The sequence below is a fragment of the Nonomuraea sp. LP-02 genome, from assembly GCF_036289125.1.
In the GTDB taxonomy this organism is placed as follows: Bacteria; Actinomycetota; Actinomycetes; order Streptosporangiales; family Streptosporangiaceae; genus Nonomuraea; species Nonomuraea bangladeshensis.
In genome coordinates this window covers 7063436-7087729 of the sequence record NZ_JAXCLK010000001.1, presented here as the reverse complement: position 1 = coordinate 7087729, position 24294 = coordinate 7063436, and the positions used below count along the sequence as shown (strand labels likewise).

The window sequence follows — 24294 nt, the reverse complement described above, 5'->3', positions numbered from 1 at the left end:
CAGTGGTTCTTTGGCGGTGGCGTTGTCGCTACATAGCAGATTTAGCGACAAGACGTACGCATGGGAGGCGACCTGGTGCTGGTCAGGAGAAGGCTTCGGCGCGCTGATATCGTTCTCAGTGACGGTCGGTCACGGGGAAGAGGGGTCAGGTGGCAGGTGTCCGGCGGGGCGGGCGTCCCGCGGTGATCGGTGATGTCGCGCGGCTGGCGGGGGTGTCCCCGCAGACGGTCTCGCGCGTACTCAACGAACGCCCCAACGTACGCGAGGAGACGCGCAGCCGGGTGCTGGAGGCGATCCGGCAGCTCGACTACCGGCCCAACCTGATGGCCCGCGGGTTGGTCCGCAGGCAGGCGCACACGATCGGCGTGATCAGCTTCGACTCGGTGCTGTTCGGCCCGGCCTCCACGTTGCTGGGCATCGGCCGGGCGGCCCGCGCCGCGGGTTACGGGGTCACGATCGCCACCCCGGAAAGCTTCGACCGCGGCAGCATCGTCGAGGCGATGGCCGATCTGACCAGCCATACGGTGGCAGGGGTGATCACCGTGTTCGCCTCGCAGACCGCGGCCACCAGCGCGCTGCTCAGCCTGCCCAAGGGGCTGCCCGCCGTCGCGGTCGAGGCCGCGCCCGACGACTCGGTGCCGACCGTACGCATCGACCAGGCCGAAGGCGTGCGCATGGCGGTCGAGCACCTGCTGCGGCTGGGGCATTCGACGGTGTGGCACGTCTCCGGGCCGCGCGAGCGCATGGACGCCCAGACGCGCATCGAGGCGTGGCGGGCGACGCTGGAGCGGGCGGGCCATCCGGCGCCCCAGGTCGTGCCGGGAGACTGGAGTGCGGAGTCCGGCTATCAGGCGGGACTGGAGCTGGCCGAGGGCCAGGGCGTGACGGCGGTGTTCGCCGCCAACGACCACATGGCGCTCGGGCTGCTGCGGGCCTTCAACGAACGCGGGATCAGGGTGCCGGAGGACGTGAGCGTCGTAGGGTTCGACGACATTCCCGAGGCGGGATACCTGATCCCGCCGCTGACCACGGTCAGGCCGGATCACGAGGAGGTGGGCCGGCGCTCGGTGGAGACGCTGCTGCGGCTGATCGACGGGCAGGACGATGACGCGGGCGACAGCCAGGATGCGGCCGTGGCGGACGTGGCGGTGCCGTTCGTGGTCCCGACGCTGGTACGGCGCGCGAGCACCGCACCAGCGCCGTGACGACGGCTACTGGATGCCCTCCTTGACGAGCCTCCACTGCTGGCAGGCGCAGCCGGTGTCGCCCCACTGGTCGGCGACGGCGCCGTCGGCCGCGGAGTTCTGGTAGATCTCCAGGAGCTTGCCGCTGTTGGCGTTCGGCACCTTGGAGTAGCCGGAGTCGGTCGGGTTGAGCTGCCAGGTCTGGGTGGCATGGCCGGTGGGTCCCCGCTGGACGGCCTGGGTGCCGTCAGCGGTCGAGGCCGAGGGGATCTCCAGCAGCTTGCCGCTGTTCTTGTTGGTGAAGGTGTAGGGGCCGCTCCCGGCGACGCGCCAGATCTGGGTGGGATGGTCGGTGTCGCCCCACTGCCCGGCGCCCGCGCCGTCGGCGGTCAGCGCCGAAAGGATCTCCAGGTACTTGCCGCTGCTCCGGTTCACCAGCTTGAACTCCCCGCCCACGGCCACGCCCGGCCGATAGACGTCGATCGCGTCCAGTTCGGCGTACGTGCCGCTGTAGGTGAACCTGATCGTGTTCGCGCCCGCGTTCAGCGACCTGCTGAACTGCACCCAGCGGAACCGCCCCCAGTCCACGGTCGGCGGATAGGAGAGGGTGAAGGCGCTGCCGCCGTTGACGCTGACCGCGTGGCCGCTGGTCGCGCCGGTGCCGTTGTCGTAGCGGACGTTGATCGTGTACGTCCCCGCGGCGGGCACCTTGACGTCGAACTGCACGTAGCTGTCGGAGTAGTTGATGTTGCCGACCTTCGACCCGTTGGAGGCGTCGGCGTGGGTGACGAGCGAGGTGTTGTTACGGGTGGCGCGTTCGGCCTCGTAATGGTCGGCGTTGAGCGGGATGGTCCCGACGCGGATGTCGTTGTAGTGGGTCGTGGTGTTCTCGACGTTGGTCGCCTGGTACAGGGTCAGGCCGTCGGGGCTGGTGTCGAAGCCCTGCGCGAAGCCCGAGAAGAAGCCGCCCTGGGTGTCGGAGGCGTCGTAGGTGACCGCGTACGGCAGCCGCTCCCAAGGCCCCTGGCCGAGGTTGTGGTTGACGAAGAAGTCCTGGCCGCCGTTGATGTTCCCGGCGCTGTCCAGGCCCCACTTGGAGGAGACGACGACCATGCCGTTCGGGCCTCCGGCGGGCACCCAGCGTACGAACGGCGAGGAGCCCATGCCCCGCCCGTCGGCCAGCTTGATGGGGGTGCCGAGGCCGCTCGGCCAGGTCAGTCCGTCGTCGGAGATCTTGAAGTAGTTGACGGCGGTGTTGAGGCTCTGGCTGGGCCGGTTCACGACCTCGTAGGCGGCCAGGTACTTGCCGTTCGGGAGCCTGGTGACGGTGATCATGCCGGGGCGGTCGCTGCTGTTGCCGACGGCGGCCACGTTGGTGACGGGCCCCCAGGTCGCGCCGCCGTCGGTGGAGCGGCGGTAGACGACGGCCTGCAGGATGCCCGCCGACTTCTGGCGTTCGTCGGAGTAGTAGCAGACGAGGTTGCCGGAGGGGTCGAGGTTGAGCGAGGGCTCCCAGACGGTGCTGGTGGTGGAGGTGGGGCTCGGGTCGTAGACGGCGGGGCCGCCGGTGTCCACGGTGCTGTGGTAGGTCCAGGTGGCGCCCTTGTTCGTGCTCTTGTACAGAACGATCCTGCTGCTGGAACGGTCGGCGGGCATGATCATGCCGGCGAGGACGACGGTGCCGGCGGCCAGGGAGCCGACCTGGCGCGGCAGCTCGTACAGGAAGGGCTGGGAGGTCAGGGTGAGCGAGGGGAAGGTCTGGCTGGGCACCACGTCCGACAGGTGCGTCCAGGTGGCGCCGCCGTCGGTGCTGCGGTAGATCGGGTAGACCTGCACGCCGTTCACGTAGACGAGCTGGTCGTAGGTGACGAGCAGGGTACCGTCGCTCTTCAGAGAGATGATCTTCGCGTACGTGGTGCCCGCCGGGTCGAAGGAGCTTCCTGCGGGCGGTGAGTAGACCAGGGAACCGTTGCCGGTCGTCACCGCCTGGGCCGGGACGGCGGGGAGCAGCAGGGCGAGTAAGAGGAGGGCGAGCAGGGGTAAGCGCCTCATGGGGGGTCAGTCCTTTCGACGGCTCTTGAGGGCAGTCCAGGATTCGGCGGGCAGGTGCAGGACGATCCCGCCGTCGTCGTCGTTGACGTGCTGGGTGAAGGGGAGGGGCAGGCCGCTGCTGCCCGCGGCGAGCGTCCAGGCGTCCTGGACGGCCAGCGTGCCGGGCCCGATGTGGCGCAACCGCACCCGCGCGGGCACGTCGCCGCGGTTGGTGATGAACAGGGCGAGTTCGCCGGAATTCTCGTCGTACGTGGCGGCGGCGGCCACGGCGGGCACGTCGCCGTGGCGCACGGTCGCGATCTCTGGGGCGGACACCCGGGTGTGCAGGCTCACCCCGCGGGCGAGCTGGGCGGTGAGCGCGGCCGGGTAGAAGATCGTCTGCCTGCGGGCCGCGCCCCCGGGCTCGGTCAGGATCGGCGCGCTCACGTTGACCAGCAGCGACAGGCAGCCGATGCGGACGCGGTCGGAGTGGTTGAGCAGCGCCACCAGCAGGTCGCCGGTCACGACGGCGTCCAGCGGGGTGTAGACGTGCTCGGTGATCGGCGCCGCCACGTCCGGTTCGCGGGCGGTCAGGTCCACGTAGGGGTCGCGGGTCCACACGTTCCACTCGTCGCAGGACAGGTTGATGCGCTTCCTGCTGCCCAGCCGGGCGCCGACCGCGTCGGCCGTGGCCACGACGTCGCCGATGAACGCCTCCAGCGCCGCGCCCGAGCCCAGGTACCCGGCCCGCTCACCGTCGTTGAGGTAGTAGGCGTGCAGGGACAGATAGTCGGCCACGTCGTAGGCCTGCTCCAGGACCTCGGCCTCCCAGTAGCCGAACGTCGGCATCTCCCGGTTGCTGCTCCCGCAGACCACCAGCTCGATTCCGGGATCGACGAGTTTCATGGCCTTTCCGGCCTCGCGGGCGAGCGCGCCGTACCGGGTGGCGCTGGTGTGGCCGATCTGCCACGGGCCGTCCATCTCGTTGCCGAGGCACCACAGCGGCACCCCGTACGGCTCGGCCCTGCCGTTGGCACGGCGCAGGTCGGACCAGCGGGTACCGACCGGCCTGTTGCAGTATTCGACCAGGTCGGCGGCCTCCTGGATGCCGCGCGTGCCCAGGTTCACCGCCATCATCGGGCTCAGCCCGGTACGCGCGGCCCAGCCCAGGAACTCGTCGGTGCCGACCTCGTTCGGCTCGATCCCGCGCCAGGCGGGCTCGAACGTCCGCGGCCGCGAGGCCACCGGGCCGATGCCGTCCTCCCAGCGGTAGCCGGAGACGAAGTTGCCGCCGGGGTAGCGCACCAGCGTGACGCCGAGCTCGCGTACCAGGTCGGCGACGTCGGTTCGGAAGCCGTGCTCGTCGGCCTTGGGATGGCCTGGCTCGTAGATGCCGGTGTAGACGCATCGGCCCATGTGCTCGACGAACGACCCGAACAGGCGGCGGTCCAGAGGCCCGCGATGAAAGGAGGTGCTGAGCGTGATGTCAGCGGTGAGCAAGACGACTCCTGTCTATTTGCTGCTGCCGGCCAGCAGGCCCTTGATGAAATGGCGCTGGACCAGCAGGAAGACGACGACGGTGGGGACGGTGGCGATCGTGCAGGCGGCCATGAGCTGGCCCCACAGCTCGAAGCCGCTGGCGGTCTGGGCGCCGGTGACGTTCGTGGCGAGGTTGGCCAGCAGCACCGAGACGGTCTGCCTGCTCTCGTCGTTGACCGCCACGATCGGCCAGACGAGGTCGTTGTAGATGTTGAAGAAGGTCAGCACGGCCAGCGCCGCGAGCCCGGGCCGGATCACCGGCACCACCACCGACCAGAACGTCCGCAGCACCTTCGCGCCGTCGATGGCAGCGGCGTCCAGCAGCTCGTCCGGCACCTGGCTGATCACCTGACGCATGTAGAAGACGCTGAAGGCGTCCACCGCGCCCGGCAGCACCAGAGCCTGGTAGGTGTTGATCCACCCGAGCTGCTTCATCTCCAGCAGCAGCGGGATGACCAGCGACAGCACGGGCAGCATCAGCGTCAGCAGCACCAGCCCGAACAGCGCCTCCTTGAAGCGGAAGCTGTACTTGGCGAAGCCGTACCCGGCCAGCGGGCACAGGATCATCGTCAGCGCGCTCTTGGCCGCCACGACCAGGGCCGTGTTGCCCAGCGCCTGGCCGATCGGCACCACCTCGAACATGGCCGTGAAGTTGTCCAGGGTGAACGGCCCCGCGCCCAGCGGATCGTTCAGGATGCTCGCCCCCGGCTTGAACGCCGAGACGACCATCCACCAGATCGGATAGAGGAAGACCACGACGGCCGCCGCCAGCAGCAGGTACCCGCCGCCGCGGCGCGCGAGCCTCACTTCGACTCCCTGAACAGGCGCACCGCCGCGACCGACAGCGCCAGCACCATGACGACCAGCAGGAACGTGTTGGCCGCCCCGGTGCCGAGGTCGGAGGCCCCGATGTGCTGGAACAGGTACAGCCCGCTGGTGGTGCTGCTGTTGTACGGCCCTCCGTCCGTCATCACGTACGGCTCCAGGAACATCTGAGAGATGCCCAGCGTCGAGATGACCACGAAGAACGCGATGGCGTGACGCATCAGCGGCACGGTGATCCTCCAGAAGGTGGTCAGCGGCCCGGCCCCGTCCAGCGCGGTGGCCTCGTAGACCTCGCCGGGGATGCCCTGGATGGCGGCCAGCATGACGATCAGCGCGAACCCGCTGGACTTCCAGAGCACCAGCAGCGCGATCGTCACCTTGGACCACTCCGTCGAGGTCAGCCACTCGACCGGCGGCAGCCCGGCCAGCCCGAGCAGGTGGTTGACCACGCCGTAGTCCCGGTCGAAGATCAGGATGAACGCCTGGGCCATGGCCGCGAGCGGGGTCACGTACGGGATGATCACCGCCGTGCGCAGCAGCCCCTTGAAACGGAGCCCGGCCCGTGACAGCGCTCCCGCCGCGGCGATCGCGCCGATGGTCTGCAGCGGCACGATCAGCAGCCAGATGAGTGCCGTATTGCCCAACGCCGCCCAGAAGTCGGCGTTCGTCAGCAGGTAGGAGTAGTTGCCGAGGCCCGCCCACCGGAACGTCGCGCCGCCGTGCCAGTCCAGGAAGCTGAGCTGGAAGGCGTAGTAGAGCGGGTAGGCGGTGAAGGCCGCGAAGAACACCAGGAATGGGGAGACCAGCAGCAGGCCCCGCCATCCCGTACGCGGCCCGCGCCGGGTCCGGTGGGTGCGGACGGCGGATGCCCGCCGCTCGGCCGTCAGTGTGGACACGGCCGCTCAGTTCCTGTCGATCAGGTTCTTCTTGATGTCGGCCGTGGACTGCGCGATCACGTCGTCCACCGACATCTTGCCGTCCATCAGGCGCTGGATGTTGGCGCCCAGGTATTTGGCGGCCTGGCCGTACCAGGTGGGGGCGGTGTAGCCGGGCGGGATGTCCAGCGCCGCCTTGGTGCTGATCGCCCAGTTGTCCACGCCGCCGAGCTGCGGCAGCCTGTCCACCAGGGGCTTGGCCGGGTCGAGCGCCGACTTCACCGAGGGGACCACCGTGTTGAGCCCGGTCGGGTAGACCGCGTTCTTGGAGAACACCGTCCGGTAGCCCTCGGGCCGGTAGACGGCGAACTCGTAGAACAGCCAGGCCAGCTCGGGGTTCTTGGCCTTGTCGGGGATGACGAAGGAGCTGCCGCCCATCAGCCCGCTGTGCGCGCCACCGGCCGACCAGGCGGGCAGGTTGGTCACGCGCCACTTGCCGGTCGTCTTCTTCAGCCCCGACTGCGGGATGAAGATGAACCATTGCGCCCATGGGACCAGCGAGATGACGCCCTCGTCGAGCATGGTGATCTGGGCGGTGCTCGCGAACTTCTGCCGCGCTCCCAGCCCTTCGTCCACGACCGTCTTGATCCAGGTCAGCGCGCGGCGCGAGGCCTCGCCGTCCAGCGTCAGGTTGCCGGAGGAGTCCACCAGGCCGTGTCCCTGCTGCTGGTTCAGGAACATCGTGTACCACATCATGCCCAGCGTGTTGTCCTGCTCCAGCGGGATCGGCCGGGCCTTGGGATTCTTGTCCTTGATCGTACGGGCGGCGGCCAGCAGCTCGTCGTAGCCGGTCAGCGAGGCGGGATCGACGCCGGCTGCGGTCAGTATCTCCTCGTTGTAGTAGAGCAGGCCCGGGTCGGTGTCCCAGGGGACGCCGACCAGCCGGTTGTCGTGGGTGAGCACGTCGAGCTTGAACTGCACCGTGTCGGAGCGGTACTTGCTCATCAGCGCGGTCAGGTCGTACAGGTGGTCGGCGTGCTGGCCGAGCTGGTCGTCCTCCCAGAACGAGCCGTCCGGCAGGCCCGTGCCGCTGACCAGGGCCGGGGGGAGCTTGGTGGCGATGTCCACGCCTTTGAGGTTGACCTTGACGTCCGGGTACTCCTTGTTGAAGGCCGGGACCACCGTACGGAAGACCTTCAGCAGGTCGTCGTCGCGCATCCACAGGGTGACCTCGCCGCGGGCCTTCCCGGCCGACGGGCCGGCCGAGGATCCGAGTGCGGCGGGTTTGTCCGACTCCACGGGCACGCCGCAAGCGGCCAGCGTGCCGGCCGCGGCCAGCCCTCCCAGCCCGCGCAGGACGTCACGGCGCGATGTTAGCGCTACCAGTTGAGACGAGCGGACCATGATCTCTCCTTGGGTCCGGGAAGGTGCCGACGATACGAGGGCGGCCGGTCGCTCCGATTGTTAACGATGCCATTCTGGCGCGTCAAGCATGTGTTTCCATGGAAGAACATCGATTGTTATCGTTGCCATCCACGGCACGGCTTCGGCGCGCGGGCACGGTCCTGGGCAAGCGACGTTGACGCACTGACGCCGGCCTGGATCGTGGGAAGGCTGACGCCCTCGACGGATCGGCCGGGCACATGGCCGATGCGCGCCGTCGTTTCGGTGAGGTGCGGGCGGGTACGCACCGTGACATTGCAGCTCATCGCGGGGGTGTGAGCGGTGTCGACAACAAGACGGTGTTTCATGTGGTCCGCGGAGCGGAACCGGGGTGATGGCCCGTGTCGGCGGCTCCGCTGAACGCTGCGTACGGGCCAGGACCGCGTCGGGGTCCGGCATGAGAGCCACTGCACAGGGCATCGTGTGGATCGGCGTGTTCCTGGGAGTCTGCGTGGCGCCGCTGGCGTTCGCCTTGATAGGTGGGAGCCGGCCGGGGCAGGGCTTCTGGACAGACTTCTCCGTCGCCCTCGGGTTCGTCGGCCTGGCCCTGATGGGGGTCGAGTTCGCTCTCGTCGCGCGGATCCGTACCCTGGCGGAACCGTTCGGCACCGATGCCGTGATCCAATTCCACCGGCAGATCGGTTACGTCGGACTGGCGTTCGTCTTGACGCACATGGCGCTGTCGGGTCCCGGCGTGATCGCCGCCTCCTCCCTGACCGAGCTGCCATGGCGAGCCCGCTTCGCCGTGCTGTCGGTGCTGGCGCTGCTGATCCTCATGGTGACCTCGGTGCTGCGACAACGGCTGCGGTTGGCCTACGAGGTATGGCAGGTCCTGCACGCGGTCATGGCGACGATCGCGGTCACAGCCGCGCTCATTCACGTGCTGCTGGTCAACCACTACATCGACAGCCTGTGGAAACAGGTGCTGTGGACGATCATGTCGGCGGCGTTCGTGGGGCTCCTGCTCTGGATACGGATCCTGCGGCCCCTGTGGCTGAGACGACGTCCATGGGTGATCGAACGGGTGATCCCCGAGCGTGGCCGCACCACGGTTCTCGTGCTACGCCCGCACGGGCACGACGGACTGCGTTTCCAGCCCGGCCAATTCGCCTGGATCACGGTCGGCAGGTCGCCGTTCTCGGTCACCTCGCATCCCTTCTCGTTCTCCTCCAGCGCCGAGACGAACGGCACGGTCGCCGTCGCCATCAAGGCGCTGGGAGACTTCACCTCCAGCGTCAGCACCGTGCAGCCCGGCACCAACGTCTACGTCGACGGCCCGCACGGGGTGTTCTCGATCGACCAGTACGAGGGCGCCGGCTTCTGCCTCATCGCCGGCGGGATCGGCATCGTACCCGCACTGAGCATGTTGCGGACGCTCGCCGACCGCGGCGATGTGCGGCCGGTCGTGTTGTTGTCCGCACACCGTGACTGGGACAGCATCCCGTTCCGCGAGGAGATCGACGAGCTCGCCGGCCGGCTGAACGTCCGGGTCGTGCACGTGCTCGAACAACCGCCGCCCGGCTGGACGGGCGAGAGCGGCTACATCGACGCGGGCACGCTCCGCCGGCATCTACCGTCGGTCAATCCGCGTTTCCAGTTCTTCATCTGCGGCCCCAACCCGATGCTCGACGCCATGGAGGCCGCGACCCTGGCCATCGGCGTGCCCGCCGACCGCATCCACACCGAGCGCTTCGCATGGGTCTGAGCCGCCTGATCCGGAGGAAACCGTGCGCCACCTCTACATGACCCGGATGACGGTCGTCTCTGCGCTGCTTCTGGTCCTTGCCTGCCTGGCCTTCGCAGCCATCCAGAACTGACCGGCCTCCGCGCCGACCGAGTCAAGGAGCACCGCATGGGAGAACCGCCGAACCTGCAGATCGAAATCCTGGACCGGCCGGCCGTCGAGGACCTGATCGGGAAGATGCGGAACGTCGCCGACCAGCCCGGCGCGGCCGACCGGGTCAGTCGGTGGCGTGCCGAGCACGGCACCGAGCATGCCACGCCGATGGCCCGATCGTTCGTCGTCGTCGGTCCGACCCTGATGTTCCTGCACCCGTGTCCGGACGGCGTCGTCCTTCCGTTCGCGGCATACCCCGACGGAACGGTGAAGGTCTACACCGACCCCGAACATGCCGGCTTGAGCTTCTACCGGGACGACGAGACCTCGTAACGGCTGTATTCTCCGGTCGCTTTCCGATGCGCCGCCGGCGCTGCACAAGGCCGGACGGCGGACGCGGGCCTCGATGACGGGCGCCGGCTCAGCTGGGGCTGGCGGTGGGGGTGGATGACCCGGCTCCGCGTGACAGCGGCAGGACCGGGATGCGCAAGGTGATCGTGCCGGTGGACAAGCGGAAGGTGACGTCGATCGGGGTGGCGCCGAGCGGGCGGTGGATGTCGAGGAGTTCCAGGTGCGGACGGTTCTGTCCTTCTTGCAGTGAGAGAGTGGTACGGGCAGGGATCGTCACGTTGACGGCCTGCTGGGGAGCGCCCGGGCTCGCGCGGTAGACGACGCGTTCGGCGTGCACGGTGCTGACACCGTCGAGTTTCTGGGGTGTGTCGCTGTCGTTGACCAGGGTCAGGTAAAGGCCCAGGTCGTCACCGGCTTTCTGCTCGTCCATGGGCGGAGCCAGGATGTGGACGTGTACCAGTCGCATCGGGCCGACCTGCCCGTCTACCAGGCCCTCCCTGTTCCGGGTGGATTGAGGGAGCGGTGACTGGCGCTGGCCGGGGTTGCAGGCCGGGAGCAGCGGCAGCAGACAGGCCGCCACCAGGAAGGTGAGCGTTGCTCGCCATCCCTTGGCCGGCATGTTCCTGGGTGATGTCCTCATATCGCGCTTTCCCTGTGATGTGCGGCTGTTCTGGTCAGCTCGTTCGCCGCGCCGAGTGCCGTCGTGGGACGGGCACGGCGCCGCACAGGACGAACCGTGAGCCGCGGAGGCCGGTTCGGTGGGCCGCACTTGGGGCCGCTGTCGCGAACGCCGCCTGCAGAGGGTTGACCGCAAGCACGATGTACCCACATCCAGGGGGATGTCTCACTGCGCTGCTGCCCGGTACGCCGCGCCATGTGCGACCTGCCCCTTTCCGGGGTCGGGGGCGGCCGACCGGCTGCCGTCGGCGGTCGGCCGGCCTCGCCCAGGGCGGGACGATGGGCAGCCTCGGTAAAATGGGAGAGCCCCCAACGCTGGGGCCCGCGCAACGGGCTCCTGCCTACGGAGGTGAGCGAGGCATGGTGTTCGACCAGGCAGATCTACGCGAGCTGGCGGCCTTCGGCGACGAGGTCGGTGTGCTGTCGCTCTACACCACGATGGAGCCGGGCACGCAGGCCGGGCGGACCCGGCTGCGCAACGAGATCGCCGCGCTGCGCCAGGAGCTGGCCGCGGGCCCCGACCAGGAGCGGGCCAGGCTCGTGGGCCTCCGCCTCGACCTGCTGGAGCCGCGGATCACCGAGCTGCTCGACCCGGCCGGTCCCGGTATCGGGCGTGCCCTGTTCGCCCAGGTGGCCGGTGACGAGGTGCGTACCGAGTGGGTTCAGCTCCCCGTGGGGGACCTCGCCGTCCTCAAGGAGCACGCCTACCTGCTGCCGCTCGTCACCGCCGTGCAGGCCGACAAGCCCGCCGGGGTGGCCAGGGTGGGGCGTGACGGCGTGCGGCTGTTCGACAGCCGGTACGGCCTGGCCGAGGAACTGAAGCCGGTCATCTTCAACAAGGCGACCGCGGAATGGTCCAGAGGGGGGTCGCCGACGCTGCCCGGGCTCTCCCGGGGCGGCATCCACCCCGACCGTTTCGACCAGCGCCTCGAGGAGCACCTGACCAAGTTCCTGCGCGATTCGGCCCCGCACGTGGCCGGGCAGGCCCGGCGGCTGGGCTGGGAGACGCTGCTGCTGGTGGGCGACCCCCGCGACACCTCTGTGCTGGCCGAGGCGCTGCCTGCCGGACCGGAGATCGTCGAGGTGGACGCCGTGCTCGATCACGCCCTGTCGCCGTCGGAGGTGCTGGAGTTCGTCCGCCCCACTCTCGACGAGGTGCGGGCCAGGAATGACACCGCCTTGGCCGTACGCGCCCGGGACCTGGCCCTGTCGGGCGGCAACGGCGCGGTCCGCCTCGACGACATCCTCTCCCTGCTGCGGCAGGGCCGAGTCGAGCACCTGCTGCTCGACGAGGCGGGCCGGTGGAACGCCGAGCTCATGGGCGTCACACCCGAGGAGCTGAAGGAGGAGATGATCGAGCTCACCTTCGAGTACGGAGGCGACGTCACGATGCTGGAGACCGGAGCGGCGGAGGAGCTCGCCGAGGCGGGCGGAGTGGCTGCGATGCTGCGCTGGTGAGGCCACCCATGCACCAGGAACAGCGCGGTTGTCGGCCGGAGCACCTGCAGGAGACATCTCACCGACGATGCCGAGCTCACTCTCCCAGGCCGTGACGGTAGGCGTAGGTGACGGCCTGGGCGCGGTCTCGCAGGCCCGCCTTGGCGAACAGGTTGTTGATGTGGGTCTTGACGGTGCCCGCCGAGATGAACAGCTCACCGGCGATCTCCGCGTTCGACCTGCCCGCCGCGATCAGCCGGAGCACCTCGCCCTCGCGCGCGGTCAGGCCGTCGGGGAGGTCGGTGGATCGGTGGGGCCGCCGGGCGACCTCCTCGGCCAGCCGCCGCTGCACCTCGGGATCGAAGTGCGCCTGACCGGCGGACACGGTGGCGATGGCCTTGGCGAGGGTCTCGGGGTCGGTGTCCTTGGTCAGGTAGCCGCGGGCGCCGGCGCGCAGGGCCGCGAACACCGATTCGTCGTCGGAGTACGTCGTCAGCACCACCACCTGGATGCCGGGATGGGAGGCGCGGATCCTGCGGGTCGCCTCGACCCCGTCCATCCTGGGCATCCGCAGGTCCATCAGGACCACGTCGGGGAGCTCCGCGGCGGCCAGCCGTACCGCCTGCTCGCCGTCGGCCGCGGTGCCCGCGACCTCCACGCCGGGCAGCAGACCGAGCAGCAGCACCAGGCCTTCCCTGACCACGGTCTGGTCGTCGGCCACCAGCACCCGTACGGTCACGACGCCGCCTCCGCGGGCAGCCGCAGCAGGACGCGGAAGCCCTCGCCCTCGGGGCCGGTGGTGAGTGACCCGCCGAGCAGTTCGGCGCGTTCCCTCATGCCGACCAGGCCGTAACCTCCGCCGTCCGGCGCCGGCGGCGCCGCGCCGCCGTCGTCGCGGACCTCCAGCTCGCACCAGCCGCGGACATTGCGCAAGGTGACCGTGACCGCCGCGCCGGGCGCGTGTCTGCGTACGTTGGTCAGCGCCTCCTGCGCCGTACGGGCCACCGCCAGGCGGGCGCCGGCGGGCAGGGCGGAGACGTCGCCGTTGACCTCCACCTCGCACAGCGCGCCGCCGGCCGAACGGTGCTCCACAGTGAGGCGCTCCAGGAGCTCCAGCAGCCGTATGTCCTGGCCGCGCAGCGCGTCCACGGCCCGTTTGGTCTCCTCCAGGCCGCTGCGGGCCAGCCGTACGGCACGGTTGACCCGATCCAGCGCGGTGGGCACGTCGCCGCGCTCCAGCAACAGCCGTGCCCCCTCCAGGTGGACGATCTGCGCGGACTGGGCGTGGGCCAGGATGTCGTGGATCTCCCTGGCCAGGTGGGCGCGCTCGGCCTGGGCGGACTCGCGGGCCCGCGACTCGGCCAGCTCCCTGGTCAGCGTGAGCTGGCGCAGCAGGAAGGCCAGGATCACGCTGTAGCAGAGGCCCATCGTGTTCCCGAACGTCTCCGCGACCGGCAGACGGAGCAGAAGGGACACCAGGGCGGTCCCGCCGATGTCAGCGGCCACGAACGCCGCCGCCCACCTCAGCAGCAGCCGGTACGGCGCGGCGAAGACGACCACGTACAGCACCGCGAGGCCGCTGTAGGGGGACACGGCGTGCATCGCCAGGCCGCCGGCGAGGGCCGGCAGCAGCAGCCGGCCGGCGCCGGGGAACACCGCACCGCGCACGCCCGCGGCGAAGGTCATCGCGGAGAGCAGCAGCACCCCGGCGCCGGCCGCCCAGCCGAGCCTCGCCCATGCGTCCACCACGGCGTACACCGACCCGAACAGCAGGTACGACACCACCAAGGCGCGGAACACCACGCGGACGAGGGGACGACGCAGGAAGGACACACCGGCAACCGTAACCACCGCCCGCGGACGGGACCATCCACCCCACGGTGGAGATCGTCATATCCACCCACGCGGCCATGAATCTCCCGCCCGGCACCGACCATGCTGCGTCCTATGACAGCGATCACCGTCACCGACCTGAGCAAGTCGTTCGGCGCGGTCCGCGCGGTCGACAAGGTGTCGTTCACCGTCGAACCGGGCGCGGTCACCGCCTTCCTCGGACCCAACGGCGCGGGGAAGACGACCACCCTGCGCATGATCCTCGGGCTGGTCGCCCCCACCTCGGGCACGGCGTTGATCGGGGACACGCCGTACGACCGGCTGGCCAACCCGATCACCAAGGTCGGCGCGGTGCTGGAAGCGACCGCCTTCCACCCCGGCCTGTCCGCCCGCGCTCACCTGGAGGTGCTGCGCACGGCCGCCGACCTGGCCCCGGCCCGCGTGGACCTGGTCCTGGAACAGGTCGATCTGACCCATGCGGCCGATCGCAGGATCGGCGGCTTCTCCCTCGGCATGCGCCAGCGCCTGGCGATCGCCGGCGCGCTGCTCGGCGACCCGGAGGTTCTCATCCTCGACGAACCCACCAACGGGCTGGACCCCCAGGGGATCTCATGGCTGCGTGGGTTCCTGCGCGCCCACGCGCACGAAGGGCGGGCCGTCCTGGTGTCCACGCACGTGCTGGCCGAGATCGAGCGCATCGCCAACCGTGCTCTGATCATCTCGGCCGGCCGGCTGGTACGGCAGGCGGACCTCACCCCCGACTCCACAGACCTGGAACACCTCTACCTGGAGGCGACCCGATGATCCACAGCCCGCTGGTCCGTGCCGAGCTGGTCAAGGCGCGCGCAGGCCGTACCGGCCCGGTCCTCGCTGTGATCGCGCCCGTCACCTGCGTCCTGTGGGCAGCGCTGCAGGCCCTGGTCTTCGACGGCCTCACCGAACTGCCCGCGGCTTCGCGGGTGGAGAACGTCTACGCCATGGCCCAGCAGGCATACGTGTTCACGCTGATCCTCGGGGTGCTCGCGATGACCGGCGAATACCGGCATCAGACCATCACCTGGACCTTCCTCGTCACTCCGGTCAGAAGCCGCGTGGTGACCGCCAAGCTGGTGGCCTGGGGGCTCGTCGGGCTGGCCATCGCGTGCGTGTCGGCCCTGGCCACGCTGGCGTCAGGGGCGGCGCTGCTCGCCGTGCGCGGGCTGCCGATGCTGACCCCCGGCGTCCCGCTCGTCCTGCTCGGCGCGGTGCTGAGCACGACAGCGTACGCGCTGCTGGGCGTGGGGCTCGGCGCGCTCATCCGCAACCAGGTGGTGGCGCTGGCCGTGGCTCTGCTGTGGTTCATGTACGGGGACTACCTGCTCACATCGGTGGCGCCCGACGTCGGGCGCTGGCTGCCCACGGGCGCGGCCCGCGCGCTGAGCGGCATGCACCTGCAGGCCGGAGCGCTCCTGCCGGCCTGGGCCGGGGGACTGCTGTTCGCCGCCTACGTCGCCGCGGCCGTCCTCGCGGCCCGGCTGGTGACTCTGCGCCGCGACGTCACCTGAGCTTGTCGGACTCCCCTGGAAAGATCGCCTCGTTCGTCCATCTTCTTGAGAGGCGCACGATGGTCATGGTCAAGGCGACCGCAGCCACTTATGAGTGGCTCCACCAGGAGTTCACGGACGACGTGGGCGACACCTGGCTCTGTGTCTGCTTCGTACAGGACGTGCCTCCTGACGAGGCTCTGCGACGGATCGACGTGGTCCCGGGCAGCCCTCTGGGAGGGGAGGGGTTCGGCGTCGCGGCGTACCGCGCCAAAGGCGGAACAGTCCTGGTCGAGTACGGGTGGGGCGCCATCGTTCACGACAGTGCCGGGCTCCTCTCCGAGGGCTCGGCGGCCGCCGCGGTCTGTGCGACGATCAAGGGGGCCGACTTCGCCTTTCACCAGAACGGCGACTTGATCACGACCTTCAGCCTCTACAGCTATCGCTATCGGGAGGGCGCCGAGCCCGATCGTCTTGAAGCTGACGTCACCGACCTCGGGCTGCACGTCGGCGGAGGCGAACCGGGGTTCGTCGACGATCCCACCGCCGCGGCACTGGCCCTCGCGGAGCGAGCCACCGGCGTCCGCTTCTCCCCTGCGGCCTACGCGCGCACCGCGCTGGTCGGCTCGACGGAACATCTCCATCCCTACGTGTAGGGAGGCGAGCGCCGCCCAACCGGCGGCCTCCAGCCCGGCCCGCGAACCGTCCCTGATGAACGAGAACCCGCCCGCCCAGGGGGCAGGGCGGGCGGGTGACCGGGGCGGCTACTGGAGCCACGGCGTGCGGCGGACGACGGGCAGGTTGCCGAGTCCGAGCGTGGTTCCGGCGCCGGCGAGGGCCAGGCCGATGATGACGATCGCGTAGATGATGTGCTCGTCCATGAAGGGGTTGGTGGTCAGGGGCAGCTCGGCCGCCCACATCAGCAGCAGCATCGCCGTGCCCGCGCCCGCCGCGATGCGGGTGCCGATCCCGAGCACGAGCGCCAGGCCGACGCCGGCCAGGCCGGCCATGAACAGCCAGTCCACCCAGACCTGTCCGGCCAGGGCCGAGAAGAAGCCACCCAGGGCGTTCTCGCCGGTGCCCTTGAGGAAGCCGGTCGTCGGGCTGCCGCCGTTGATCCAGGCCTTGGCGGCCGGGGTGGCGAAGCCCCAGCCGAAGGTCTTGTCGAGGAAGGCCCAGAGGAAGACCCAGCCGATCGAGATCCGGGCGGCGGCCCAGACGTAGTCGGCCGGGGTCCTGCGCTCCGCCGTGTCCACGCCGGCGTACCTCACAGGCTTGTCGATGGTGGTGGCCATGGCGGGCCTCCCTTTCGTCGCCTCGTGTCGTCCTTGTCGCACCTCCATCACATCGGTTTCGGCCGCCGGCGCTCAGTGCCGTACGGCCCGACGCCGAAGGACCTTGGTCATCCGGGTTTGGTGAGTGACCAGACGGACACCGCCATGAGCAGTGCGGTCAGGCCGCCGCAGATCATGACGGTGGAGACCGAGAAGGCGTCGACGACGCGGCCGCCGAGGAAGGCGCCGAGGGCGAAGGTCGCCTGGAAGGAGGAGGTGAAGACGACCGTGGCGGCTTCGGGCGCGTGCGGGGCGGCGCTGATGAATGATGCCTGCGAGCAGACGGGCACGCCTCCGTAGGCCAGGCCCCACACCATGAGGAGCACCACGGCTCCGATGGTCGTGCCGCCGGCCGAGGGCAGCAGCAGGGTGGTGGCCGCGATCAGGCAGCCGGAGGTCGCGAAAGCGGCTCGCAGGCGTGTGGCGGTGGCCTTGCCGGCCAGGAAGTTGCCGGCGATTCCGGCGATGCCGTACGCCAGCAGGACGGCGCTGACGGCTGCGGGAGGCAGGCCGGTGACGTCCTGGAGGAAGGGCGTGACGTAGGTGTAGGTGCCGAAGTGGGCCAGGACGATGAGGAAGGTCGCCATCAGGGCGATGGCGGCACCTCGGGTGCGCAGCAGGTCGAGCAGGACGCGGGGGCTGGTGACCTGGTGGGCGGGCAGTGGCGGCAGCAGTACCAGCAGGGCGGCCAGGACGAGGAGGGCCAGCACGGCCAGGACCAGGAAGGCGGTTCGCCAGCCGGCGAGGTCGCCGATGAACGTTCCGGCCGGTACGCCGAGCACGGAGCCCAGTGGCACGGCGGAGAAGATCACAGCGGTGGCGGTGCCGACGGCGTGCGGCGGCATGAGGCGGCCGGCCAGCCCGGCCCCGATCGACCAGAAGCCGCCGATGGTGAGGCCGACGAGCACCCTGGAGATCAGCATGACCCAGTAGGAGGTCGCCACCGCTGCCAGCACGTCGGCCACGGCGAGCACCGCCATGAGGACGCACAGCATCACGCGGCGGTCCAGGCGCGCGGTGGTCAGCGTGACGGCGGGCGCGGCGACCGCGGCGACGATGCCGGGCAGTGTCATCGTCAGCCCTGTGGTGCCGTCGGAGATGCCGAAGTCGGCGCCGATGGCGGTCAGCAGGCCGATGGGCAGGATCTCGCTGGTGACGATGGCGAAGATGCCCAGCATGAGCGAGGTGACCGCGAGCCAGCCGACGAGGGGCGTGCGGGGCCGGGCGAGCGTGGTGGTGGACATGGTTCCCGTTCAGACAGGTGCGCGTGGAGGCACCCAGCCAAGCAGCCATGGCGGAGCGAGCACTGGCACGTTTCGGACGCAACCGTCGCCGCGCGACCTGCCCGGGGCTGATGCGGATGAGCGCGGCCCCCGCCGGTGACCACCGGCGGGGGCCGTTCGCTCGGTCCGGTCAGCCCTGCTGCGCCCAGTCGGCCGGCGACCAGTCGCGGACCTCGGGCATGTCTTCGAGGTGATCGACGACGTACGCCTGGTGTTCGGCGAGTTTGCGCTCGCACCAGGCCATCAGGTCACTGGCGCCGCGCGGCAGCCGCCTGGCGTTGTTGATGGCGTCCATGACCAGGTGGTAGCGGGAGGCGCGGTTGCGTACGGTCATGTCGAAGGGTGTGGTGGTGGTGCCCTCCTCGATGAAGCCGCGCACCCTGAACCGGTCGGCGTCCGGGCGGCCGTGCACGAGCTGGTGGATGGCGCCGGGGTAGCCGTGGAAGGCGAACACGACATCGACGGTGTCGGTGAACAGCTCGGTGAACAGGGTGCCGCTCATGCCGTGCGGGTGGTCCTTGGGCCGCATCAGCGTCATCAGGTCCACGACGTTGACCACGCGGACCTTGAAGCCGGGCAGCCGCTCCTTGAGTATCTGCGCCGCCGCGACCGTCTCCATGGTCACCACGTCGCCGGCGCAGGCCAGCACGATGTCGGGGTCGCTGGTGCCGTCGTCGGTGCCGGCCCAGTCCCAGATGCCGGCGCCGCGGGCGCAGTGCTCGACGGCCTGGTCGATGCTGAGCCACTGCAGTTGCGGCTGCTTGTCGATGACGATGAGGTTGATGTACGACCGCGAACGCAGGCAGTGGTCGGCCACCGACAGCAGGCAGTTCGCGTCCGGCGGCAGGTAGACGCGGGCGACGTCGCCGCGCTGGGTCAGCACGACCTGGATCAGCCCGGGTCCCTGGTGGGAGAAGCCGTTGTGGTCGTTGCGCCAGGCGGTCGAGGTGAGCAGCACGTTGAGGCTGGGCACCTTGGCCCGCCAGGGCAGCCGGCTCGCTTCCTGCAGCCACTTGCCGTGCTGCACTGTCTGGGAGGCGCTGACCATCGCGAACGCCTCGTAGGTGGCGAACATGCCGTGCCGGCCGGTCAGCGTGTAACCCTCCAGCCAGCCGTGGCAGTTGTGCTCCGACAGCACCTCCATGACCCGGCCGTCGCGGCTGATCGCCACGTCGTCGGCGGTGACGCGTTCGGCGAAGGCGCGGTCGGAGACCTCGAACACGGCGCCGAGCCGGTTGCTGTTGGTCTCGTCCGGGCAGAACAGCCGGAAGTTGTCGGGGTTGTCGCGGTAGACGTCGCGCAGCAGCTCGCCGAGCCTGCGGGTCGACTCGGCGCGCGTGCGCGCCGGTTGGGGCACCTCGACGGCGTAGTCGCGGAAGTCGGGCAGGGCCAGATCCCGCGTGAGCAGGCCGCCGTTGGCGTGTGGACTGGCGCTCATCCGCAGGTCGCCCTCGGGCGCGAGGCCGCGTACCAGCTCGGTGGGCGCGCCGGTGGCGTCGAACAGCTCCTCCGGCCGGTACGAGCGCAGCCAGCCCTCCAGGATCGCCAGGTGCTCCGGATTGTCGCGCACCCCGGACAGCGGCACCTGGTGCGAGCGCCACGTCCCCGCCATCCGCACGCCGTCGACCTGCTCCGGCCCGGTCCACCCCTTGGGCGAGCGCAGCACGATCAGCGGCCACCGGGGGCGGCTCCCGTCCCACCCGCCGGTACGGGCCAGGTGCTGGATGGCGCGGATCTTGCTCCAGGCCTCGGCCAGCGTGGCCGCGAAGCGGTGGTGCATGCCCGGCAGGTCCGAGCCCTCCACCTCCAGCACCTCGTAGCCGTGGCCCTCCAGCAGCCGGCGCACCTCGGCCGGGTCCTTGCGGGACAGGACCGTCGGGCCGGCGATCTTGGCGCCGTTGAGGTGCAGGATCGGCAGTACGGCGCCGTCGCGCTCGGGGTTGAGGAACGACACGCCCTTCCACGACCCCTCCAGCGGCCCGGTCTCGGCCTCGCCGTCGCCCACCACCGCGACCGCCAGCAGGTCGGGGTTGTCCATGACGGCGCCGAAGGCGTGCACCAGCACGTACCCCAGCTCGCCGCCCTCGTGGATGGAGCCCGGGGTGGTCACCGAGACGTGGCTGGGGATGCCGCCCGGGCTGGAGAACTGCCGGAACAGCCGCAGCATCCCAGCCTCGTCCTGGCTGACGTGCGGGTAGATCTCGCTGTAGGTGCCCTCCAGGTATCCGGCGGCCACCAGTGCGGGGCCGCCGTGCCCGGGCCCGGCGAGATAGATCGCCTGCTGTCCGGTGTGCCGGATGAGCCGGGAGACATGGGCGTAGATCAACGACAGTCCCGGGCTGGTGCCCCAGTGGCCCAGCAACCGCGGCTTGATGTGCTGCGGGGCCAGCGGCTCGCGCAGCAGCGGATTGCCCTGGAGATAGATCTGGCCGATCGTGAGGTAATTGCCGGCTCGCCACCAGGCGTCCAGCTGTTCGACCTCCTTGTCCTCCGGAGAAGCCAGTCTCCGCAGCGTTTCCTCATCGACGGCCTTGCGGATCTGCTCATCCGAAACTGCGGTCATGAGCACGTTCCCTTCTCGGCGTGGTTGCGGTGGTGCCCAACCCGGGGTCGTACGCGATCACCGCACTATGGGACCTCAGCCGGAGGGTCTGCGGACAGGGCCGGAAGTCCCGGCGGACCGGGGCCAAGGGCCACCCACGCCTATGAGAGCATCTGAGCGGGCCCTGTCACCGCGAGGGCCGAGGAGCCCGGTGTGTTACTCGCCATGATCATTTGGTGTGCGATCCCTGTCGTCATCCTGGCGGCATCGCTCTTCGTGTCGTCCCGTGACCAGCGGCGCAAGGTTGTCTACCTGTCGGCCGCTCTCGCCACCATGATCATGGTGCTCGTGATCGGCTGGACCTTCTGTCGGGAGGACTGGGGGATCTGGGCTTTCTTCGTTCTCCCGGCCGCGCTCGTCACGGGACTACGGCTGATCGTCGCTACCGTCGTGCCTCCTGAGGACGCCGGCCGGTGACCGTGAGGGGGGTGAACAGGGCGCCGAGCCTGTTCACCGCCTCCGGGACGATGCGGTAGTAGACCCAGGTGCCGCGCCGCTCGCCGTCGATCAGGCCCGCCGTACGCAGGACCTTGAGGTGGTGGGAGATGGTCGGGGCGGTCAGGTCGAAGGCGCCGGTCAGGTCGCAGACGCACGCCTCGCCGCCGGCGTGGGAGCCGATCATCGACAGCAGGCGCAGCCGTACCGGGTCGGCGACCGCCTTGAGCATGACGGCGAGCTCGGCGGCGGTGTCCTCGGCCAGCGGTTCGCGGGCGATCGGCGCGCAGCACTCGCCGGTCGGGACGGTCATGACAACCCCTTCTGATTCGAAGCCTGTCGAAATCATACGCGGACAGGCCGCCTACCACGCGATCTGGAAGGTCTGCCGCCCTTCCAGGGGCGGCGGCAACCGATGGGCCTGTCCGTCCGAGAGGTCGAGCCGCTCCGTCCCCCAGGTGGCCGCCACCAGGAGGTGGGAGCTGGAGCTGTCGAGGGCCAGGGCCGCTATGTGCTGGTTGGGGGCGTCGTGGGAGAACACCTCCTGGACGAGTGAGCCGTCGGCGGCGCTGATCTGGATGACGGCGTGGCGGTCCTGGTCGCTCGTCGCCAGGAAGAGCGCCTTCCCGTCGTGGCTGTAGGCGATGGGGGTGCTTGCTGGTGACCGTTCGAGGCGCCGGAGCAGGCGCGCGTCGTCCAGGTCGTCCCCGTGGTGACGCGTGTCGAGAACGAGGACCTCTGCACCGGGCAGGCACAGGCGGCCGGGCTCCGGCTCGCAGGGGACGACGGCGGAGATGGCGAGCGTGTCGCCCTCGCCGTCCCAGGCGAGCGAGCGGATCTGCAGGGGACGGTTGTCCCGCTCGGCCGCCCACGTGGTGACCCGGCGGGTGGCGGTGTCGAGCACGGTCAGCGCGCGGGCCGGGCCGCCGCAGCCGTCGGGCAGGTAGGCAAGGCGTGCGCCGTCTCTCGTCACGGCGGTCACCGACGCGTGTTCCCCCTCTCCCAGGACCGGCACGAACGGCTCGAAGGTCTGCCGGGTGCCGTCGGCGGAGACGTTCATCCTGATGACGGACGTCGCGCACGAGCCGCCGCCGGAAGACGGGCTCGGCTGCGGGGTCGGCTGGGGGGCGAACGGTGTACGGAGCGGCTGAGGGTCGGCGGTGGTCGGCGTCGGGGAGGAGGTCACCGCCTTCTCCGTACGCAGCGACAGGTAGAAAGTGCCGTCCTCTCCGGGATTGATCCCCTCAACGGTGCCCGGGGACGTGGCGGGCGAGCCGAGTCGCCGTCCCGACGCGGCGGCGTACACGCCGAGGAAGCGCATCTCGGGCGAGTTGACCACGTAGTACGTCGGCGGCGCCTGCGGGGTGCCGGACGAGCCGCAGGAGACCGGGACCAGCGCCGCGGCGATGAGGAGGCGGAGCGCCCAGGCGCCGCGCCGGTAGGCGGGATGCCGTTTCGCCATCACAGACTCCCCTCAACGGTGGTGGCGGCGCATCGTCAGCGCCGCCACCGCCTGAGCGCGTCAGCCTGTAATCACCGTAAGTCCGGGGAAATCGAGCTGCGCGGTGCCGAAGTCCTGGAAGACCAGCCAGTCGTTCCACAACTCCCAGTAGTGTCCCGTCACCGTGCCCATGGCCCGGACTCTGCTCCAGTCGCTGGCGTCGAGTTCGAAGACCGGGCCGCCGCTGTCACCGGGCAGGGCGCCGTCCTCTCTGGACGACTGGGCCGAGATGAGGTCGCTCCAGCACTCCGAAGAACCGTAGATGTCGCGCCCGCAGACCGACGTCAGCTTCCCGTCCACGCGATATTCGCAGACGGCGCCGCTGGTGGCGCCCGACATGCACAGCCACTGACCGCCGTAGGTCCAGCCCCAGCCGATCACCGGCTTGGAGAAGTCGTTGACCCCCGGCGTGCCGTCCCATATCCGGCCCCCTGCGGTCGTCCCGATCAGGAGCAGGTCGTGGGCCGCGCGTTCTCCGCCGGCGGGGACGACGCCGATGTGCTGGCCGAAGGGATCCTCGAAGCTGTCACCCGGTGCGCCGCAATGGCCCGCCGTGAGCAGATAGGTGTTCGACCCCTGCCTGACGCCGAAACCCGCGGTGCAGTTGTAGGCACGGCCCGTATTGCCGCAGGAGGACCCGCCGAACTTCGTGTTGCGGATGGCCGCTCCGCCCCACCAGGCAGCGGTGTCGTCGCAGCGGCTGGTGGTCTCCAAGGGCTCCCGCTCGACGACCTGCACGGGAACGCCCACGTCGGGCAGCGACTTGAGCGCCCGCTCGGTGGTCTGCGGCTCGACGGCGGCCTGCAGTCCACTGCCGTCGAAGGGCATCTTGACGGCGTGCACCTTGCCGCCGTTCGGGACTCCGGATGCCGCCCACAACTTGGCGGAGGCCTTCTCCAGCTCGCCGGCGGAGAAAGCCGCCTGAGCGATCCTGACCTTGGCGCGAGGCCGCACCTGCCGTACCGCTTCCCGGACCTGCCGGGTCGGCGCGCCCTTCCACCAGAGGATCACCTCACCGTCACCGAGCTGGATCCCGGCGAAGCCGCCTTTCTCCGTCACGTCGATCTGGTTGCGAAGCTCGTCGGCGGCCATCGCCAAGGAGCGTTGCGTGAGATTCCGCTGCATTTCCGGGGTCACGTAGCTCGGTGGTCCTGGAGGCGGTTCGGAAACAGGCTTCGGCGGAGCCTCCGACGGGGCGGGAGTGTCCTGCTGAATCGCTCCGATCGCCGGCACGGGCGCGGCGATACTCGCGAATGTGCAGGCCGCTGCGACAATGGTGAGGATCGATAACCGGCTACGCCGATTTCTGTGCAGCACGGGACCACCTCTCATGAGTGGGGGGTGCGGGATCAGCCGAACCGATGATGCGCCGCCGAATAAGCGCTGTCAATATTTCCCATATCCTCGTACGGCCAGGTGGAGCGGGTGAACGGATGCGTCAATACAACACCGAGTAAGAGCGGTCAAGGGCCGCCATTCGTCTCGGCGCCACTCGTAAGAAGCTCGTAAGAACCTGATATGGCGTAGCACCGGACAGTTTGCACACGGCATTTGCTGACGAATTGAGACTTCACGATCCGCAC

The 24294-nt window shown here is 69.8% G+C and carries 22 protein-coding genes; 8 read left to right on the top strand and 14 right to left on the bottom strand.

The genetic code is table 11. The features are described 5' to 3' along the window. The first annotated feature begins 149 nt into the window (after positions 1-149). On the top strand, positions 150-1205 hold the full coding sequence (locus tag SMD20_RS33325) for a LacI family DNA-binding transcriptional regulator (protein ID WP_329588944.1): 1056 nt from the start codon (positions 150-152) through the stop codon (positions 1203-1205). Between the two features lie 6 nt (positions 1206-1211). On the opposite strand, the gene SMD20_RS33320 is transcribed toward SMD20_RS33325, so the two are convergent. From SMD20_RS33320 to SMD20_RS33300, 5 genes are read right to left on the bottom strand one after another with little or no spacing between them, the layout of a single operon-like run. Beyond that, positions 1212-3236, bottom strand: a complete 2025-nt coding sequence (locus SMD20_RS33320) for an RICIN domain-containing protein (protein ID WP_329588942.1) — start codon at positions 3234-3236, stop codon at positions 1212-1214. 6 nt (positions 3237-3242) lie between these two features. Beyond that, a complete protein-coding gene (locus SMD20_RS33315) occupies positions 3243-4715 on the bottom strand; it encodes an alpha-N-arabinofuranosidase (protein WP_329588940.1) in 1473 nt (490 codons plus the stop codon). Positions 4716-4727: 12 nt separating this feature from the next. After that, positions 4728-5561 carry a carbohydrate ABC transporter permease gene (locus SMD20_RS33310; protein WP_329588938.1) on the bottom strand — a complete coding sequence of 278 codons (834 nt, stop codon included), beginning with the start codon at positions 5559-5561 and terminating at the stop codon, positions 4728-4730. Then, the gene (locus tag SMD20_RS33305; RefSeq protein WP_329588936.1) at positions 5558-6475 is read right to left on the bottom strand and encodes a carbohydrate ABC transporter permease; all 918 of its coding nucleotides are present in this window, start codon (positions 6473-6475) and stop codon (positions 5558-5560) included. The genes SMD20_RS33310 and SMD20_RS33305 overlap by 4 nt, the downstream gene beginning before the upstream one ends. A gap of 6 nt (positions 6476-6481) precedes the next feature. Then, positions 6482-7858 carry an ABC transporter substrate-binding protein gene (locus SMD20_RS33300; RefSeq protein WP_329588934.1) on the bottom strand — a complete coding sequence of 459 codons (1377 nt, stop codon included), beginning with the start codon at positions 7856-7858 and terminating at the stop codon, positions 6482-6484. A gap of 436 nt (positions 7859-8294) precedes the next feature. Here SMD20_RS33300 and SMD20_RS33295 point away from each other — a divergent pair, with 436 nt between their 5' ends. Together SMD20_RS33295 and SMD20_RS33290 are read left to right on the top strand one after the other, a co-directional pair. Next, entirely contained in the window at positions 8295-9602 is a 1308-nt protein-coding gene (locus tag SMD20_RS33295; protein WP_329588933.1) for a ferredoxin reductase family protein, read from the top strand. 147 nt (positions 9603-9749) lie between these two features. Then, complete coding sequence (locus SMD20_RS33290) at positions 9750-10067, top strand: hypothetical protein (protein ID WP_329588930.1); 318 nt, start codon at positions 9750-9752, stop codon at positions 10065-10067. 88 nt (positions 10068-10155) lie between these two features. Here SMD20_RS33290 and SMD20_RS33285 read toward each other — a convergent pair whose 3' ends face one another. Beyond that, on the bottom strand, positions 10156-10515 hold the full coding sequence (locus tag SMD20_RS33285; protein ID WP_329588928.1) for a copper chaperone PCu(A)C: 360 nt from the start codon (positions 10513-10515) through the stop codon (positions 10156-10158). A gap of 608 nt (positions 10516-11123) precedes the next feature. Between SMD20_RS33285 and SMD20_RS33280 the strand changes: the two genes are divergently transcribed. Continuing rightward, on the top strand, positions 11124-12221 hold the full coding sequence (locus tag SMD20_RS33280; RefSeq protein WP_329588926.1) for a VLRF1 family aeRF1-type release factor: 1098 nt from the start codon (positions 11124-11126) through the stop codon (positions 12219-12221). A gap of 76 nt (positions 12222-12297) precedes the next feature. Here SMD20_RS33280 and SMD20_RS33275 read toward each other — a convergent pair whose 3' ends face one another. Continuing rightward, a complete protein-coding gene (locus SMD20_RS33275) occupies positions 12298-12939 on the bottom strand; it encodes a response regulator transcription factor (protein WP_329588925.1) in 642 nt (213 codons plus the stop codon). Then, on the bottom strand, positions 12936-14033 hold the full coding sequence (locus tag SMD20_RS33270; RefSeq protein WP_329588923.1) for a sensor histidine kinase: 1098 nt from the start codon (positions 14031-14033) through the stop codon (positions 12936-12938). The genes SMD20_RS33275 and SMD20_RS33270 overlap by 4 nt, the downstream gene beginning before the upstream one ends. A gap of 114 nt (positions 14034-14147) precedes the next feature. Between SMD20_RS33270 and SMD20_RS33265 the strand changes: the two genes are divergently transcribed. Genes SMD20_RS33265 through SMD20_RS33255 form a run of 3 tightly spaced genes read left to right on the top strand, consistent with a single transcriptional unit; the run spans position 14148 to position 16212 of the window. Next, positions 14148-14837 (top strand): ABC transporter ATP-binding protein, encoded by a 690-nt coding sequence (locus SMD20_RS33265; protein ID WP_329588921.1) that lies wholly within the window; start codon positions 14148-14150, stop codon positions 14835-14837. Further along, positions 14834-15577, top strand: coding sequence for an ABC transporter permease (locus tag SMD20_RS33260; RefSeq protein WP_329588919.1), 744 nt, complete (start codon positions 14834-14836; stop codon positions 15575-15577). Before SMD20_RS33265 ends, SMD20_RS33260 begins: the two co-directional genes overlap by 4 nt. A 59-nt stretch (positions 15578-15636) precedes the next feature. Beyond that, positions 15637-16212, top strand: a complete 576-nt coding sequence (locus SMD20_RS33255) for a DUF6461 domain-containing protein (RefSeq protein ID WP_329588917.1) — start codon at positions 15637-15639, stop codon at positions 16210-16212. 108 nt (positions 16213-16320) lie between these two features. Here SMD20_RS33255 and SMD20_RS33250 read toward each other — a convergent pair whose 3' ends face one another. The 3 genes from SMD20_RS33250 to SMD20_RS33240 all read right to left on the bottom strand — a co-directional run bounded on the left by SMD20_RS33250 (position 16321) and on the right by SMD20_RS33240 (position 20736). Continuing rightward, entirely contained in the window at positions 16321-16851 is a 531-nt protein-coding gene (locus tag SMD20_RS33250) for a hypothetical protein (protein ID WP_329588915.1), read from the bottom strand. Positions 16852-16958: 107 nt separating this feature from the next. After that, on the bottom strand, positions 16959-18134 hold the full coding sequence (locus SMD20_RS33245) for an MFS transporter (RefSeq protein WP_329588913.1): 1176 nt from the start codon (positions 18132-18134) through the stop codon (positions 16959-16961). A gap of 169 nt (positions 18135-18303) precedes the next feature. Next, positions 18304-20736 (bottom strand): phosphoketolase family protein, encoded by a 2433-nt coding sequence (locus tag SMD20_RS33240; protein ID WP_329588911.1) that lies wholly within the window; start codon positions 20734-20736, stop codon positions 18304-18306. A gap of 192 nt (positions 20737-20928) precedes the next feature. Here SMD20_RS33240 and SMD20_RS33235 point away from each other — a divergent pair, with 192 nt between their 5' ends. Further along, positions 20929-21192 carry a hypothetical protein gene (locus SMD20_RS33235; protein WP_329588909.1) on the top strand — a complete coding sequence of 88 codons (264 nt, stop codon included), beginning with the start codon at positions 20929-20931 and terminating at the stop codon, positions 21190-21192. Here SMD20_RS33235 and SMD20_RS33230 read toward each other — a convergent pair. The 3 genes from SMD20_RS33230 to SMD20_RS33220 are packed head-to-tail and all read right to left on the bottom strand — an operon-like array spanning position 21158 to position 23803. Beyond that, positions 21158-21523, bottom strand: a complete 366-nt coding sequence (locus SMD20_RS33230; protein ID WP_329588907.1) for a metalloregulator ArsR/SmtB family transcription factor — start codon at positions 21521-21523, stop codon at positions 21158-21160. The genes SMD20_RS33235 and SMD20_RS33230 overlap by 35 nt on opposite strands. A 51-nt stretch (positions 21524-21574) precedes the next feature. Further along, complete coding sequence (locus SMD20_RS33225; RefSeq protein WP_329588905.1) at positions 21575-22672, bottom strand: hypothetical protein; 1098 nt, start codon at positions 22670-22672, stop codon at positions 21575-21577. Between the two features lie 60 nt (positions 22673-22732). Next, complete coding sequence (locus tag SMD20_RS33220) at positions 22733-23803, bottom strand: hypothetical protein (protein ID WP_329588904.1); 1071 nt, start codon at positions 23801-23803, stop codon at positions 22733-22735. Positions 23804-24294: the final 491 nt, after the last annotated feature.